The sequence below is a fragment of the Halioglobus sp. D3-4 genome (assembly GCF_055809315.1).
This window is the reverse complement of sequence record NZ_CM147907.1, coordinates 718597-735769: the sequence shown is the minus strand read 5'-3', so window position 1 is coordinate 735769 and position 17173 is coordinate 718597. Positions and strand designations below refer to the sequence as shown.

At 56.5% G+C, this 17173-nt stretch carries 13 protein-coding genes; all 13 read right to left on the bottom strand.

The annotated features are described in order from the left end of the window. Position 1 precedes the first annotated feature (1 nt). The 13 genes from AC0L6S_RS03075 to AC0L6S_RS03015 all read right to left on the bottom strand — a co-directional run bounded on the left by AC0L6S_RS03075 (position 2) and on the right by AC0L6S_RS03015 (position 17152). Positions 2-1021, bottom strand: coding sequence for an aldo/keto reductase (locus AC0L6S_RS03075; protein ID WP_473426954.1), 1020 nt, complete (start codon positions 1019-1021; stop codon positions 2-4). Positions 1022-1024: 3 nt separating this feature from the next. Beyond that, entirely contained in the window at positions 1025-2224 is a 1200-nt protein-coding gene (locus AC0L6S_RS03070) for a UxaA family hydrolase (RefSeq protein WP_473426953.1), read from the bottom strand. Further along, positions 2221-2538: a UxaA family hydrolase gene (locus tag AC0L6S_RS03065; RefSeq protein WP_473426952.1), complete on the bottom strand. Its 318-nt coding sequence runs from the start codon at positions 2536-2538 to the stop codon at positions 2221-2223. The genes AC0L6S_RS03070 and AC0L6S_RS03065 overlap by 4 nt, the downstream gene beginning before the upstream one ends. A 138-nt stretch (positions 2539-2676) precedes the next feature. Next, positions 2677-5043, bottom strand: a complete 2367-nt coding sequence (locus tag AC0L6S_RS03060; RefSeq protein ID WP_473426951.1) for a PEP/pyruvate-binding domain-containing protein — start codon at positions 5041-5043, stop codon at positions 2677-2679. Positions 5044-5109: 66 nt separating this feature from the next. After that, complete coding sequence (locus AC0L6S_RS03055) at positions 5110-5751, bottom strand: glutathione S-transferase family protein (protein ID WP_473426950.1); 642 nt, start codon at positions 5749-5751, stop codon at positions 5110-5112. Positions 5752-5885: 134 nt separating this feature from the next. After that, entirely contained in the window at positions 5886-7349 is a 1464-nt protein-coding gene (locus AC0L6S_RS03050) for a flavin-containing monooxygenase (protein WP_473426949.1), read from the bottom strand. A 277-nt stretch (positions 7350-7626) separates the two neighbouring features. Beyond that, complete coding sequence (locus AC0L6S_RS03045) at positions 7627-8727, bottom strand: OmpA family protein (protein ID WP_473426948.1); 1101 nt, start codon at positions 8725-8727, stop codon at positions 7627-7629. A 305-nt stretch (positions 8728-9032) separates the two neighbouring features. Next, positions 9033-10538 (bottom strand): B12-binding domain-containing radical SAM protein, encoded by a 1506-nt coding sequence (locus tag AC0L6S_RS03040; RefSeq protein WP_473426947.1) that lies wholly within the window; start codon positions 10536-10538, stop codon positions 9033-9035. A 244-nt stretch (positions 10539-10782) separates the two neighbouring features. Further along, positions 10783-11715 (bottom strand): MBL fold metallo-hydrolase, encoded by a 933-nt coding sequence (locus AC0L6S_RS03035; protein WP_473426946.1) that lies wholly within the window; start codon positions 11713-11715, stop codon positions 10783-10785. 53 nt (positions 11716-11768) lie between these two features. Next, on the bottom strand, positions 11769-13670 hold the full coding sequence (locus tag AC0L6S_RS03030) for a TIGR00341 family protein (protein WP_473426945.1): 1902 nt from the start codon (positions 13668-13670) through the stop codon (positions 11769-11771). Positions 13671-13760: 90 nt separating this feature from the next. Continuing rightward, the gene (locus AC0L6S_RS03025; protein WP_473426944.1) at positions 13761-14531 is read right to left on the bottom strand and encodes an SDR family NAD(P)-dependent oxidoreductase; all 771 of its coding nucleotides are present in this window, start codon (positions 14529-14531) and stop codon (positions 13761-13763) included. 76 nt (positions 14532-14607) lie between these two features. Further along, the gene (locus AC0L6S_RS03020; protein WP_473426943.1) at positions 14608-15627 is read right to left on the bottom strand and encodes an AraC family transcriptional regulator; all 1020 of its coding nucleotides are present in this window, start codon (positions 15625-15627) and stop codon (positions 14608-14610) included. Next, positions 15617-17152 (bottom strand): acyl-CoA carboxylase subunit beta, encoded by a 1536-nt coding sequence (locus tag AC0L6S_RS03015; protein ID WP_473426942.1) that lies wholly within the window; start codon positions 17150-17152, stop codon positions 15617-15619. Before AC0L6S_RS03015 ends, AC0L6S_RS03020 begins: the two co-directional genes overlap by 11 nt. Positions 17153-17173: the final 21 nt, after the last annotated feature.

Genomic DNA, 17173 nt, shown 5'->3' with positions numbered 1-17173 from the left:
ATCACAAACCTCCGGGCAAAGGCGCTTCGGGATGCACAAGGCTCTGGCTGCGCAGGTCGCGCCAGAAATCATCGGGAATATCGGCACCCATCAACGTCAGGGTTTGGGCGATATGCTGCGTGCTGCCCATGCCGGGAATTACACTGGCCACTGCAGGGTGAGCCAGCGGGAACTGCAGCGCGGCGGCGGCGAGCGGCACCTGATAGCGCTCGCACACGGCATCCAGTTGTTGCACCCTGTCGATCACCTGCTGCGGCGCGGGTGCGTAATTGTACTTAGGCGTATCACCGGCTTTAGTACCTGTCGCCAGAATGCCAGAATTATAGGGACCCCCAATCACCACGGCACAATTGCGCTGCTGGCACTTGGGCAAAAAGGAATCCAACGACGCCTGTTCCAACAGGGTGTAACGTCCCGCCAGTAGGAAACAATCCCAATCGCCGTGCTCCATGGCAGCTTCACACACCTCAAATTCATTCACACCCAGACCGATGGCCTGCACCAGCCCCTGTTCACGCAGCTCGTTCAGGGCGCGGTAACCGCCAGACATGGCAATAGGGAACAACTCGCTATTCGCACTGCCGTGAGTTGCGCTCCCGATATCGTGCATAAAGAGAATATCTAACCGCTCCAGCCCGAGGCGTTGCAGGCTGTCCTCAAAGGAACGCATCACGCCATCGTAGCTATAGTCGTAATGGATATCAAAAGGCATCGGCGAACGAAAGCCATATCGCTCCTTTGCATACGTCGCGGGTTTCAGTAAACGCCCTACCTTGCTCGATAAAATATAGTCTTGACCCCCATGTTGACGCAGGCTGTCGCCGAGCCGCCGTTCACTCAGACCCTGACCGTAATGTGGCGCCGTGTCGAAGTATCGAAAGCCGTCTTTCCACGCCAGCGCAAGAATCGCCTGCGCCTGCTCCTCGCTTACTGGGTGATAGAGATTACCCAGCGAAGCTGCGCCAAAGCCGAGTTCCGGCAGGGATAATGCGGTTGATCCCAACGGTCGCGTCTTGAACACGCCCTAGCCCTTCACTGATACAGGAAGGCAGGTGGGGCCAATAGGCTCGAACTGCTTGTAGGTCAAAATAAACTCTTGATGCCCAAGCTCTTCCGAGACCGTTGGCGAGCCGCCGGCCACATCGAGTACCAGCTGGTAGATCTCATCGCCCACCTGTGATGCTGTCGCCTCCCCTTCGAGTATTTTTCCGGCGTTGATATCCATGTCTTCAGACAGTTTGCAGTAGGTCTCCGGGTTTGCGCAGACCTTGATCACCGGGGATACAGCAGAACCCACAACCGATCCCCGACCGGTGGTAAACAGCGTAATGTGGGCGCCGCAGGCGATCATTTCTACAATTTCAGCATTGTCGGAAATATTGGGGAAGCCGAACAAGGGCTCGCCGTCGGGTACTACATCGAGCAGGTACAAGCCACCACCGGGAGGCTGGTCGCCCGGTTTGAGCAGGCCGGAAATCTTTGAGTCGCCCGACTTGCAGTAGGCACCCATGGATTTTTCTTCCTGGGTGGTCAGCCCGCCCTCGGCATTGCCCGGCGCGAAACTGCCATAGCCCAGCACTTCGTAATAGCGCGCGGCTTTCTCGACGCTGGCCCTTAACGCCAGCGCCAGCTCCGGAGTGACCGCGCGCTCGGCCATGACGTCTTCACAGCCGATAAGCTCGCCGGTTTCTTCAAAGATACAGGCAGTGCCCGCTGCAACCATGCGGTCGAAACAATGGCCCACCGCAGGGTTGGCAGTAATGCCGCTGGTGCCATCAGAGCCACCGCAAATAGTGCCGATCACCAATTCGTTCAGAGCAATCTCCGTGCGCTCCTGCTTCGCAAGGCTAACTTGCAGCTGTGCTACCGCATCCACCCCGCGCGCGACAGTACTGCGGGTACCACCGTTTTCCTGGATTACCAGCGTTTCCACTGGCCTGCCGCTGGCCCGGATGGCCTCGGCCAGTGCCTCGCGGTTAAAACCTTCACAACCCAGCGAAAGTAAGACCGCTCCACCCACATTGGGGTGCGCACACACGGCGCGCATGATCTTGTACGCGTATTCATTCGGATAGCAGCCAGGGAAGCCGACTAAATGCACATTCGATTCGCCACTCTTATCGACAATCAAACGAGCCACATGGTGGGCGCATTCGACAAGGTAGGCGACCACAATGACATTGCGGATACCCTTGCGTCCGTCCTGTCGCAACCAGCCCTTCATTCGCCATTCCCCGCAGCCGCCACCGGCCTTCTACCGCCGCGCTCATGGCTGGCAATGTAGTCGCTGCGCATATTATGTAGATGCACGTGTTCACCGCAGCTCAGATCACGCAGCGCCGAGCCGATAGGTACGCCGTGCTTGATAATGGCCTCGCCTTTAAGTGTGCTTCTGCGCGCAATTTTGTGGCCCACATCAATGGGCTCGATGGCGATCATTTCGCCATCGTCTGTCACAAGGCTCTCATTGCCCTTAAGAGACTGGCAGACGACGAAAACGTTGTCTTTTGGGTGTAATAACAGGATGCGTTTATCCATTAGATTTATTATTCAAGGTTCTACTACGCAATTTTTTCGTGGCCTACTATAGCGTGATATTTATTCGATATATAGGCGGCGACTAGAAGCTGTCGCCGCAATCCGGCGGCGTACCTGCCGTGTCCATCGTTTCACAATTCAGAATAGCCGCGTCACGGTTCCCTTGTCCCCATCCAGCCGAACCCGGTCCCCGGTATTGAAAAATCGTGTGCCGTCGCGTGTGTTCACAACACAGGGCAAACCATACTCGCGCGCGATCACTGCGCCGTGCGAGACCGCGCTGCCCAGGTCTGTAACCAACCCTCCGATCAGACTGAAATAGGGCGTCCAGCCGATGTCTGTTATGGGCGTGATGAGGATTTCACCCGGCTGCAACTGAGCGGCCTCCTGTAGCGTATTGGCCACACGTACGGCACCCTCCACCACGCCACGGGAGGCCGGCCTGCCATGGAGCACGCCATCGGTGGTATCTATCACACGCGGTTCCGGCGGTGCCGGCGCCCCCACGGATATCTCAGGGAACTCCAGGCGCTGTTGATAGGACAGGGCGTCCCGTCGCGCGAGCGCCCTTGCCACCGACGCCGGGTCTGGCGCGGCGACAAATCCGGGTAGTTCTTCGGTGCTGAAAAAATTGACCAGATCTGCGTCCGGCAATGCTCCTTCCGTCTGCAGCAGTTGACCCAGATGACGAAAACCCTGTTTGAAACGGTGCGCAACTTCCACCAGTTGCGACTTGGTATGTTCGCGGCGACGAATGGCATTATGCGCCTTGGGCAGAATCCAGCGCAGGCCGTGACTGAGGCCCGACCAGTCTATCGTCTCTGCGTGGACCTTGCTGAGTCCCCCGGTCGCAAGACGCGCATGCACTGCAGCCTGCATGCTCTGAATCAGCGGTGCTGGATCATCACCCCAGGAAAGATCTCGCATACACAGTTCACGGTATCCGCGGTGTCCATGCTTGTTAAGGAATGCGGCAAAAGCCGTCGCGATCCCAGGAGTTTCATGCAACCACGCCAGTGCACCGGCTTCAGACACCTGCTTAAATTTTTCCAGTGCCTGTGGATGAGCCGCGATAGCGTCGATAAGCGTATCCAACTCTTCCAGCATCACCGCACTCTCAACACCAGTGGCGCCGGCCAGCAAGCGCACCGCCTCGGCCTGTTCCTCGCCAGTACTGTCGTTGGAGCGACCGGACACCATGTTCTCGACGATGGAACACAGAAAACCGGACAGCGCCGAGGATTGAATATGCACCGCCATTGTGCGATCAAAAAAACCCGACTTGTCTGCCAACTCCGCCCACATTGCGCCGCTGCTAGCTCTCTTTTCGATCACAAAGCCTACCAGTTCACGATCAAACGCATCGACCACAGCGGGCGCCCGCAGGCAATAGCGCAGCAATTTTGCGGTATTCAGGATGCGGCGCAACAGCGGCTGTGGCGGAAAGGGTTTCAACTCCGGCACCAGCCGCCCGCACAGTGATTGCGCTGACTGTTCAACCGTTGAACCAAGCACTGCGGCTGACAGCACGATGTTGCCGGTCATATTGAGAAATAGATGCCCGTATGCCCAGGCGGTAACCTGCCAGGCTTTCACTATCCCCGGCCTGGCCCCTACTGCCACCTGCATATGCTGCAGACCGTAATCAATACCCCAACCGGTAAAGGAACCGGTGAGCGGACATACGGCACCCGGCATCATCTCGCTGACGTTGCTGATCGTCAGCACATCGTCGGGACGCGGCAAGTCGGTGTCAAATTCGTTGAGGTCTGCGGGCAGGGTTGTGACAGGGCGCGCCTGCAGCCAATACAACGTGCCGTCCTCATCGATGGCCCACTCCAGATCCAGTGGGTGACCCTCATGGCGGGCTGCGGCGCGCGCCTGTTGTGCAATCGCGGAAATTTCGCTGTCACTGATCAGGGGCATATCACCCGTCAACTGTCGCCGCACAATAGCGCCACTGCTGTTAACACCATAGTGATCAGGCGTCGCCTCGCCGCTGACCAATGCCTCACCGAGGCCCGCCACCACATCTATCACCAGCAGGTCACGCCTGGCACTGACCGGATCTGCGGTGAACACTACACCGGCCACCCGGGCATTGACCATCGCCTGCACCACCACATTCATGGTCATTCCGGTGGCACCCGTATGCACCTGTTGATAGCTGCGAGCGCGCTCATGTGACGCCGACGCCACGCACTGCGCCACCGCCTCACGCAACTGCTCGATACCGGTAACATTGAGCACGGTATCGTACTGGCCCGCAAAGGAGGCATCCGCGCCATCCTCACCCAGCGCTGATGACCGCACGGCTACCGCCGCCTTGCCCAGATTCAGGTAACACTGCTCCAGTTCCGCAGGAAATTCTTCGGCGCTGGCATCGCACAGCACAAATGCAGGCGGCACGGCGAGCCCCATGGACACCAGCCGCGAGAGACCATAGGCCTTGCCGCCTGCACTGGCATCCGTGATATCCGCCAGCGTACAGATACGACTACTCATACCAGATGTATCCTCGGCTCGGGAATGCGGGAATTGGGAAAGCTACAACCGTCACTGCAGTGAGAGCTAGCTCAGCCCCATTGTCGCGGCCTCTGTCGCCAGTACTTCGCTCACCACTGGATGGGCTTTTACACGGGCGATAAAGTCTGTGAATACAGGCCAGCGTTGCGCATCGATCTCGTAGCCTGCATAGGACGCGTTCACGAAAGGACTCATCAGGCTCATATCGGCCATCATGAAATCGCCAAAAATAAACCCCTGTTCAGGCACTTGTTCTTCCAGGTAATCGAGCATCGGCGGTAACTGCTTGTCGATGATCTTGGCGACCAGCTCTTCATCCGCTTCCTGTTGCAGCACCATTGGACGCATAAAGCGCTGGAAAAAAATCCCCGCAGCGAGTTCCGCGACGCGCGAACCACCCAGCTCTTCGAGCCAGCGGGCCCTCGCCCTGTCCGCAGTCTGTGTGGGATATAGCGCTGGCTGCGGGTAGGCCTCCTCGAGGTACTCACAGATCACCGTCGAGTCACATACCGTGAGATCACCATCCTGCAGCGTCGGAATTTTCCCCAGCGGGTTGATCTTGCGGTACTCGGCATCACGAGTGAACGGCATCTGCTGGATCTGTTCAAACGGTAGCCCCTTGATCGCAAGCGCGACCTGCACTTTGCGCACAAACGGTGACCCGGACGCGCCATGGAGAACCATCATGGCTGACCACCTGCACGGCCTGTGGTAGGAGATCGCCCGCGTGAAAGCGTATTCAACAAGGTGTAAACTGGCATTGGATCTGGTTCTCCGTAATCAATGTTCTGGGGGGAAATGATCAACTGGTCCGATATGCGCTACTCAAATTGCAGGACTTTGTCCTTGAGCGGCCGCAATCGCAGTTGTAGAAAGTCAAGAATATAGTTCTGGTAGAGTCGCCAGGGCAGCCTGGCACCCTGTTTGGGAAACTTGCCAAGCGAGCGCATCACGTAGCCTGAGCTGAGGTTCATCATCGGTTCTTCCTCCACCGAACCCTCCTGCAACCGGGGTACAGCTACCATCGCTCCGGTCTTCTTCATGTAGTTGAGTATGCGGCAGATAAAATCACCCGTCAGATCACTTTTAAGCGTCCAGGAGGCGTTTGTATAGCCGAAGACCTGCGCCAGATTGGGGATGTTGCCGAACATCATGCCTCGGTAGACATAGAGTTCGGAAGGGTCCACGGCGCTGCCGTCAACCGTCAACTGGGCACCGCCCATGAACTTGAGATTCAGCCCCGTAGCCAAAACGACAATATCCGCTTCCAACTCCCTGCCGGATTGCAATTTTATTCCCGCCTTGGTGAAGCGGTCAATGTGGTCGGTCACCACCTCCGCGCGCTGCTCGCGAATCGCGGCAAACATGTCGCCCTCAGGCACCGCACATAGGCGCTGGTCCCAGGGGTTATAGGATGGCGTAAAGTGTGTTTTGACGTCGTAATCCTTGCCCAGTGCCTCGCGCACCTGACCCAGCAGGAACCGTTTCACAAGCTCCGGCTTCCAGCGCGACAGCGCATAGATATAGATCTGGAAAAGAACACGCTTCCATCGCGTAATCCGGTAGACCCAGGAGCCGGGTAGAAAACGCTGTAGTTTGACAGCGGTCTGGTCCTCCTCCGGCACCGAGGCAATATAGGTAGGAGAGCGCTGCAGCATAATCGTATGCGCACTTGTCCGGGCCAGCTCAGGCACCAGTGTAACCGCCGTGGCACCACTGCCGATGACTATGACCTTCTTGTCGCGATAATCCAGATCTTCCGGCCAGTGCTGGGCGTGCACGATTTGACCGCTAAAATCTTCAGTGCCACTAAAATCAGGCGTGTATCCGTTCTCATAATCGTAATAGCCGCTGCACATCAGCAGAAACCGGCAAGCTATTTCAACGGGCTCCCCTGCGTCGGTGCGCTGAGCTGTGATAGTCCAGGTCGCGGACTCCGAGGACCAACTAGCACCCAGCACCTTATGGCCGTAACGGATATGCTGGTCCACGCCGGTTTCCGCCGCTGTTTCCTTCAGGTAGCTCAAGATGGAAGGGCCATCGGCCAAGGCCTTGCGCGCCAACCAAGGCTTGAAAGAGTAACCCAGCGTATACATATCGCTGTCAGAACGGATGCCGGGGTAACGGAACAAATCCCAGGTGCCCCCCAGTGAATCACGACTTTCCAACAGCAGAAAACTGCGGTCCGGACAGGCCTGCTGCAAATGTCGGGCACTGCCGATTCCCGACAGGCCGGCGCCCACTATAAGTACATCCACAAACTCTGTGTCAGTTGACGAAACCATATACGGATTTCCTGTTCGCGCACTGCTGTGGCATCAAGGCCAAAGCATATGCCATTGGTGTACTGTGAACCATTCGTCGCGCTCATTCAATATATTCGGAGCAGGCGCTCATGCTACCGCTGCGAAAAACAGGGGTAAAGATTCAGCGGAACAACGCGATACTGGATGAGGATGGGACGATGCCCTGGGACAAAACGTGTTGGCTTACAATTGAGGGGGGGATAAGAGTCGCTACCGCCCGGACCCGGGCGATAGCGAAAAAGTACAGCAATGGATATTACTTGACCGGCTTTTTCGTGCCTACGAGCACATCTACACGACGATTCATCGCACGACCCGCAGCAGTACTGTTGGTGGCGACAGGATCGCGTTTGCCCATACCGATAACATCGATGATGTCTGCAGAAAGCCCGTTGCTAACCATATAGGCTTTGACTGCAGCAGCACGTCGAATCGACAACGCCTGGTTGTACTCGTCACTGCCTACACTGTCAGTATGGCCGACGACATCGATATCTCCGACAGCCAGACCCTGAGCCCTGATAATATCGGCCAGCTTCTGCAACTCTGCCTTACCTTCCGGCTTGACGATGGACTTGTCGAAGTCGAACAACACTTCTGCAGAAACAGTATGTGTCTTGTACTCCATGCCTGCCTCTTTCGGGGTCAGCAGGGTATCGGCAACATACGTGGACAATGCCGGACCTGAAGCGACATCGCTGGCAGCGACAGCACTGTCACAGGCAGAGCCACCAGTAATGCTGGATATTATCGCATCGTGAGTCGTGTCATTACCGACTTTTACCGTGTGCACACAGACCTTGTCGGGGTGCGCTGATTTCAAGCCAGACAGCGCCGACTCCACCGCGTCAGGGTCACTCCAGTTGAAGTCACTGACAATGATCACACCGATACGCCCTTCATCCTCGGCTACCAACCCTGTCGCTGCATCGATGGCCTCAGCAATCGGCGTGGTGCTGGCTGCGCACTTGATGGTTCCCAGCGCGTTGTTAAAATCAGCTGAACTGAACGTGGCCGGACCGTAAAGCGTCGATGCTATACCGTAGCCGATACAGGAGCCGGTGTTGCCCTTACCGAATGTAACAATCGCGGAATTGAACCCCATGGATGGAACAGAATTACCGAAACTGGCAGTCCAGTCCTCGGCCGACTGCATTCTGGATTTCCCCTGGGCATCCTTTTTCATGGAACCCGATGTATCCAGCAGCACGACAAAGGTATCCACCTGCTTGGTGTACGCATTAACATCGATGGGTTCTCCCTGCTGCACGACAGGCGTATACGGTGCGCCACCGCATGCAGCCAGTGCCATCAGCGACAGGCCCATTACTAAACGTCTAACAGGTTGTTTGTGCATAAATTTTCTCCAGTCCTCGATTAAATTAAACTGAGCTTGCGTATCTTCGCAATTACAGAATCGCCCAGAACACGCATGGGCGAGACCGCTCAAGAAGCTATGCGGGTACTTCAGTAAAGCATATACACTACCATGTCGCAAAGAATAGTCGCGTTCTGGCAATAGACCGGAATGAAATTTATGTTCGTCGCAGAGCGAGGTGGATGGCGCTTCAGATCGGGGCTGTAAAATGCAGCCCCTGGCGCACCATTTGAGAGCAAACAGCCGCTGTTATAGGCTACCTCGCGCTGAACTGGTGCAGCACATCACGCAGACAAGCCGGTGAACTGGCGGATCTTCTTTCTACTCAGGAAGGCATCAATCAGCGTCGGATCCTGACGATAACGAGTGTCCTCGCCAATCTCCCGGATTGTTTCCACCGGAATATCGGAACGCGTCAGCCGGTAGAGTCTATGGTAATAATCATAGACCTCCCTCGGCGGCTGCTCATCGGCCACAGCTACCGCGATCTGGTTGGGATCCTGCTTGGCCAGCTTGTTCTTCTCACTCATAACAGAGTAGCTGTATGTCGGGAAGCTGATCATCTCGCCAAAGGCCACGCATTTGAGCTCCTTTGGAAACTCCAGCAGGAAGTCGAAAGTCGCCCGCAGATCTTCCTCTCGATCAAATTCATTGATCGTTATCAGATCAAAAAATCCTGTCAATCCAGCCTCAACAATCTCCTTACCAGCCTCTATCACCCGCGTCATCTTGGTGGGACGGTTGTAATAGTCTTTGAGAATACGTTCACTGCCCGACTGCACGCCCATGGTAATCGAAATACACCCCGCATCCTTCAGAGACTTCAACAGTTCCAAATTATGGGTTGTCGGGTAGGTATAACACCAGAAAGGCATGCCAATCTCCTCCTTGTAACGCGGGAGGAATTCTTTTAGCCATTTCGGGTTTACCGTGAACACGTCGTCATAAAACAGGATCGTTTCGACATCGAGGTGCTCCTTCGCCCAGCGCAGTTCCTCGAGTACAACATCCACATCGCGGCGACGCAGGGAATCTTTCTTACCAAATAGCTCCTGATAGCGACTCTCTATGCAGAAAGAACAGGAGAAGGGGCAACCCCGCTGGGTCATAATCGGATATTCCTTACCCAGGTTGACCGGAAAGCGTCCTCGCTTCAACTGGTCTGCGTCTATATGCACATAACTGCCCCGCCGCCAGTCAGGAATCGCGATGTCATTCAGTGGAATATTGGGGCGGTTCGTGTGTTTCTTGATTGTGCCATCGGCAGTCTTGACCCAAGTCCCTTCGATATCGTCCCAGGGAAGTCCGGCATCGATACGATTCGCAAGATCAACGATAACCTCTTCGCCCTCGTTAATGCAGATGATATCTGCGTGCGGTATGCAAAGCTCTGGCTCTAGAGTGGGGGCCGCTCCACCCCATATAATGGGGATATCGAAGTGCTCGCGTATTTTCTGCGTTACCAGCGCGCACTCCTTTATAATTCCGGAGTAAAGGCTGAAGCCGACGGCATCGGGTTGGAAATCACGCAACTCGTTGATCAGTAATTCTAACTCTGTGTCACTAAAGGGCTTATAGCAATTCCAGATAACCTCCCTGCCATCGACAGAAAACAGGCGACCGGAAAATTCAGCAACTTCATATTCTTTTGCTTCCTCAACTGAGTGCGCCTCGTAATTTTTGAGGTAGATGATTTTCGACTTATGACCGGCGCGCAGCAACTCCCCCGATAACTGTGCGGGGGCGAGGTTCAGACCGGTGAAAAGTTTGATGATAGCGACACGAGCCATAGACCTACTCCGAACTTATTGTTGTCTCTCTACTTCGGTTTTTTCTGCATCAATAAATACCCCTACAAAAAACAAGCTAATCCGAGGCGGAGACATTGCTAACGGTTGACTTGGGTCAAGTATAGGGTGTTTAGCAGACTAATTGAACTGCCGTTTTGGGGAGTTGCGATCCGGGTCCCAAGCGATCCAGACGGGTTCTGCTGCCGCACACCGCAGTCTGGCTGGCGCCGCTTTGCAGCCACCCTCACTTCACCGCGCGCTGCCGCCATATTCCCAGCCCCTGGGCGTTGAGCTGCATATCAAAAGCAATGCGCTCGCGCTGCTCGACACCGTTACCTCCCGGTGCAATTTCCTGCAGAAGCCCAAGTGTGTACTCGCTCAACTGCTGCTGCAATTGCACAGCATCGGGAGCGCCACTGGTTGCCAGCTCACAGTAGACCTCGATCTGTCGTACCAGCAACTGTGCCTTATCAGCAGAATAGGCCAGTTCTCCGTAGTGCGTCAGGTACATCCGTTGTGGCGCATAACTGCTCAGCAGTTTGAGGGATTCGAGAAAAGCGCCGGGATCAAACTGGCTGGGGGTGGTGGATGGCAACACAAAGTCGCCTTCTGGAAAACGGCACCAGGGGTATGAAACCCCGAACATATCGCCGCTGAACCACCCTCTGCTGGCTGCATCCCAAATACACAAGTGGTGCTCCGCATGGCCGCGGGTATGGCGAAATTCGAGTGTTCGACCCGCCAGCATCACGGTCTCTGCGTCGGATATCGTGCGTATTCGATCTTCTTCCACCGCTATCACATCGCCGTAGAGGCTGTGGAACAGTTCGTCGCCATAAACCGCTCTAGAGGCAGAGACAAGCCGTTCAGGATCTGCCATATGTCTGGCACCGCGCGGATGGACTAACAATTGTGCTTTTGGCAATGCCGCCATCAGTGCACCGGCGCCGCCCGCGTGATCCAGATGCACGTGTGTGGGGATGACATAGCGCACCTGCTCCGGCGCGATCTGCATTTGCTGCAGCAAATCCATAAAAACTGAAGCGCTGTGACTGGTGCCCGTTTCAAGTACAGCGCACTCATCGCCCTCCTGCAGGAGGTAGAAGCAGGCAATACCGGGGCTGACATAGTCGGCATCGACGCAGGTGATTCCAAACCCCAAGGAAGTGTAAGTCATAGTAGAGATTTCCCCTCGCCCCGCGCATCTGGCGGTAGGTTGCTGCGGCCGCATCAAAGTTTGATATTGGATTGCACCTCGAGTTGCACCGATTGTGCGAGCTGCTCGCTGATCAATGCCTTCAGCTCACCTACCTGCGCAGCGTTCAGCTGTTCTCTGGCACTGAGCACCAATCTTACCAGCGGGGGTTCAGACAGTCTCACTTCCGCGTGGTCCACATTCACCTGCACACCCTGCAACTGAATAGACCCGATAGGTATCTGCTCAAGAATGCGCTGACGTTCCACAAGATGAGAAAAAGACAGGGACAGCGGCACACTGATAACCAGCAATATCAATAAGGTGGCACCCAACCCCGCCCTCGCCCGCTTGAACGGTGCAAAACCCAGAACCAGGAAGGTGACGCTGGCTGCCAGCGCAATCCCTACCAGATTGGTGACCAGCAGCAGCGATGCCCCAGCAGCCATACCCCAGTCGCCCCAACCCAGACCGATGCCGACCACGCTAAGTGGCGGCACCAGGGCAACGGCGATGGCGACACCCGCCAGGCTTTTCGCGATTTCCTCCTTGGCGTTGGCATACGCGCAAGCAATACCGGAAATTATAGCCACCAACAAATCCAGTAGTGTCGGTGCCATACGCATTTTCATTTCACTGGTGGGAATATCCAGCGGCATCAACCACGCCATAAGGATTCCGCAGGCCAACCCCCAGGCTACGCCCAACACCAGCGTACGTATCGCTGTGCGAATCAGGCCCGATTCTGAACGCGCCAGTCCCATCGCCAAAGATACAATTGGCGACATGAGCGGAGCCAGTATCATCGCACCGATAATGACAGGTGCTGAATTCGCGTACAGGCCCGCCAAAGCCAACAGTACGCTCAATACCATCAGCACCTGATAGGAGGGAGACACTCTCGCATTATCGCGCAGAGACACAAACAACTCCCGGTATTCTTCCTCGGTGGCGTGACTGAAAACAGGTAATTCGCGCGCCAAAAGCGGACCGGCTTCTTCTTCCAGGGGTATGTGATTGAGGCGGACTGTCTCCTTGGACACGGCCGGTGGTGTCTCGGCGCGCGGCGCCATGGCCGGCCCCGGCAGCAGGTGCAGACGTCCCTCCAGCACTTTGAACTCCACCTCGGAGGTATGTACCGGTTTGCCATCAAGCAGGTACTCCATGCCGCGCGGCGCCAAGATGCGCAGCCGGTCCGTCTGGATCAGGCCCAGCGACGCCGGCAGCTGCGAGAGACTAATTTTTTTCGGCCACAGCAAGCGCAACAGAAACCACAGATAGCTGGTGATACTGCGCGGTGCCAGCGCCAGCAGGGACAAGCGGCGGTCGCCCGCTCCAAGGTCATGGGCAATGGTATGACCGACCAATGGGCTGCGGGCCTGACCCATAACCACCATACCCAATGCCGCCAGATGAATGTCTTTCTCCTTTCCAGTGGTGAGGTGGTACAGCGCCAACTTCAGCTTCCCCAGCCCCTTGAAAGCGCCGGCAATCAGGCTCCAGGGCGTTTGCGGACGATTGATATCATAGGGGCGCAGCGCCAGTACGCGCCCGATTACCACCGAGGAAAAAACCAGCTCATCATTACAGGTGAGCGCATCCGCCATCACCACAGGCGCTGTCAGATAGTGCTGAAACAGCTGCTTCAGATCGCCACGCACACCGAGTGCGATCATCGCCTGTCTGGCCTCGGAGTGCGGCAGTATGCCGACTTCCCACTGCAACTCCAGCGCCGTGGTGGCAACCTCGCGAATCATTTCATCCCCGAGATAAAGCAACACCCGCGCATTGCGGGGCGCGGCATCACGCTCTGCCCAGGGTATGAATGTCACACTGGCAAGGGCCGACAATTCCTCAATATCCGCAGCCAGCAGCTTGGAGTCGTGTATCAGGAATAGCGGGGGCAGTTCGGGTGCCAACGCCATGTCTTCAGCCATTCTTTGCGCTCCAGAGGTTGTTATTCGGACACCGCAAGCGGACTGCGCACACGGCCAAAGTCGTCACAACATAAAATAGCAGTCCCGAGTTCATCCCGCGTTTGCGACGGACCCACCATCCAGCACGATAGTCTGACCAGTAATAAACGCAGATGCGCGCGAACAGAGATAGATGGCAGTGCCCGCTGCGTCTTCGGCATTGCCGAGTCGACGACACGGGAAGCTCGCGGCCAACTCGGCTTCATGCGGCAGGAAATGCGCCGTCATTTTACTGGGGAAAAAACCCGGTGCTATGCCGTTGACGTTGATGCCCTCGGGAGCGAGGTCAGCCCCGAGATGCCTGGTCAACTGATGTACCGCCGCCTTACTGGCAGAATACGCGTAGTTGTTCATGTGGGGGTGGGTTATGCCATTGATAGAGCCAATATTGATAACCCGTGCAGGATCGCCCATGTCAGCAGCTTCGCGCAGTGCCGGGAGAAGTTGCTGCGTCAAGAAGAACAGCGACTTCACATTGATATCCATAGTTTTGTCCCAGCCGCTCTCGGGGAATTCTTCGATCCCTGCACCCCAGGTGGCTCCGGCGTTATTCACCAGAATATCCACTCTGGGTTCCTCGGCCCGCACCGCCGCGGCAAATGCGCTCACCCCCTCCAGTGTGGAAAGATCGCCAAGTATAGCAACGCACTGCCCCAGCGCTGCCAACTCCTGTTCGGTGGCCCGCAAATCCTCCTCCTTGCGGGCAGTGATATAGGTCTTCACGCCATTTTCGACAAACCCGCGCGCTATCATCGCGCCGATGCCGCGAGATCCGCCGGTTACCACGGCCACCTTACCTTCGATATTAAAGAGGTTTTTCATGTTCGATCCTTAACTGAATTACATTGAATTTATCACAACGGCCACTGCAGAACGATGATGCCACGGCCTTTCATTGTCAGCCACTGGTGCGCTGTCGGTATTCGGTTGGTGCACATCCGCACCAGGCCCTGAAAGCGTTGGAGAACGACGCTTGATCGGAGTATCCCAGTAGCAGTGCAATCTCGGTCACCGCCAGGCGAGGGTCATCGAGGTAACGGCGCGACTGCTCCTCCCGTACATCCTGCAGCACCTTTTTGAAGCTTACCCCGAGTGCACTGAGCCGGCGTTGTAAGGTGCGTCGAGAGATTCCCAGTTCATCGGCAAGCCTGTCGATTGTCAATCCACCACCAGGCAGCGCCCTGCGTATTGCCACACGAGTTTCGTGCAGAAAAGGGGCGACGTTGACGGGCTCTTCAAAGACCGAGCGAGCGCCTTCCCAAAAATCGCCGCCCGGATCAAAGCCCACATCAATCAGAGGGTAGCGCACCACCTCGCGAGGGAAATACAGGCAACTGACCTCACAGCCAAATTTTAAATCAGGTCCAAAAGTCCGTGACAACGCTCGGGTGTCAGCCGGTGCCGGATAGGTGAACTCAGCGCTGCGAACAGGCACAGGCAGTGTGCAAATGGCGTTGACGATGTCTGCTGAGGACTTCAACATTTCATCGGTCAGCGGACGCCATGCGGCCGTCTCTGCGTTCAACGGATGCCACTCGAGGCGGATGAAATCACCCTGCGGACGTATCAACACTCGCCCCGTATCGCCGCGCAACCGTATCGTACTGGGAATGACATTGAAGTACTCCTTCAGGTTCCGACAAATAGTCGTCATATACAGATGCAGATTCATTCCGCTGAAGTAGATGATGCGTCCCACATACAAACCGATATCCGGATCACCGCTGCGTTCGACGGCCATACGATAGACAGCCAGGTACTGCGCCAACGGTATCCTTGCACCGGGCGCGCGCAACAGGTCATTCCTGATACCGGCATCACGCAACAGCTGAATGCTATCCACACCCAGCACCGATACGGCCTGCAATACCGCGTTGAGGCAGGGTGTGGTGACACTGGCCCCGCTGTCAGTTACCACTGGGCTTCGCAGCTCGCAGTGCGCGCAGCACCACTGCGCGCGTGTCGACAGGATCAATCACCGCATCCAGTTCGAGATAGGAGGCCGCTTCAGTGGCCTTGCCGATTTCATACATCCGTGCGACCAGTTGTTGAAACAGTTGCTCGCGCGCCTCGGCGTCCTCCTCCGCTTGCAGCTCCTTTCTAAAACCCAGGCGTACGGCCCCCTCCAGCCCCATGCCACCAAACTCGCCAGTCGGCCAAGCTGCGGCATACACCGGAGCGGCAAATGTGCCTCCGGTCATCGCCATCGCGCCGAGACCGTAAGCCTTGCGCAAGAAAATGGTCACAATCGGCACGCGCAACCTGGAACCCACCAGAAACAACGACGACATCCGGCGCACAGCGCCATCACGCTCACTATCGGGGCCGACCATAAATCCGGGGGTATCTGTCAGGGACAGAACCGGCATTGAAAAGGCATCGCAGATTTGCAGAAAACGCGCCGCTTTCTCAGAGGAAACCGCATCGACAGCCCCACCCAGTTGCTGGCAATCATTCGCGATGAGCGCGACCGGCTTCCCTTCCAGACGGATAAAACCGGTGATAATGCCACGCCCGTAGATACGCTGTAATTCAAGGAAAGACCCTGTATCGGCGAGCGTTTCGATGATGCGGCGCACTGGGTAGCCCCAGCGCCTGTCCTCGGGGATGGCGTCGCGCAGCGATGACTGTGGTGCCGCTTCCCAATCGGCCACCTCTCCCTGAAAATAGGACAGCAGTTGTTTTGCAATAGCGGTGGCATGCGCTTCGTCGTCGGCAACGATATCAACGACACCGTTTTTTTCCTGTACGTCTATGGGCCCGATTTCGGTGGGTTCGTACTTGCCCATGCCACCGCCCTCTATCATCGCCGGCCCCGCCATTCCGATCCAGGAGTTTCTCGTGGCGATGGAAAAATCGGCACAGCCGAACAACGCTGCGTTGCCGGCAAAGCAGTAACCGTTATTGACTGCAATTCGCGGTACGACACCGCTGAGCGACGCCCAGGTACTGAATGACTGGATATTCAGTCCGGCAATCTGGGTGGCGACATCGGTATCCCCCGGCCGCCCGCCACCACCCTCGGTATACATCACCAATGGCAGTGCCTGCTGTTCAGCCAGTTCACAGATACGATCCAGTTTGCGGTGGTGGAAGTACCCCTGCGTACCGGCGAGTACGGAGTAGTCATTGACGATTACAGCCGCGCGAGCGCGCACAGAGCCGACGAGACCAGCATTGATGGTACAGGTCCCTGTAATCACACCATCGGCGGCGGTGCTGCTCTGCAGTTCCTTGTAATCACGACGGCTGCGCTGTGCCGCCACTGCCAGTTGGCCGTACTCCTGGAATGAATCAGCATCGACTAGATCGACGACGTTTTCACGCGCAGTACGATAGCCCCTTGCGTAGCGCTTTTGACGCGCTTCATCGCGCACATCATCGAGCGTAAGGGCTATGCGTTCACGCAGGGCCTGCAGTTCTGGTCTGATCTCACCGTCCATCGATAACTCCGCATTACTGTC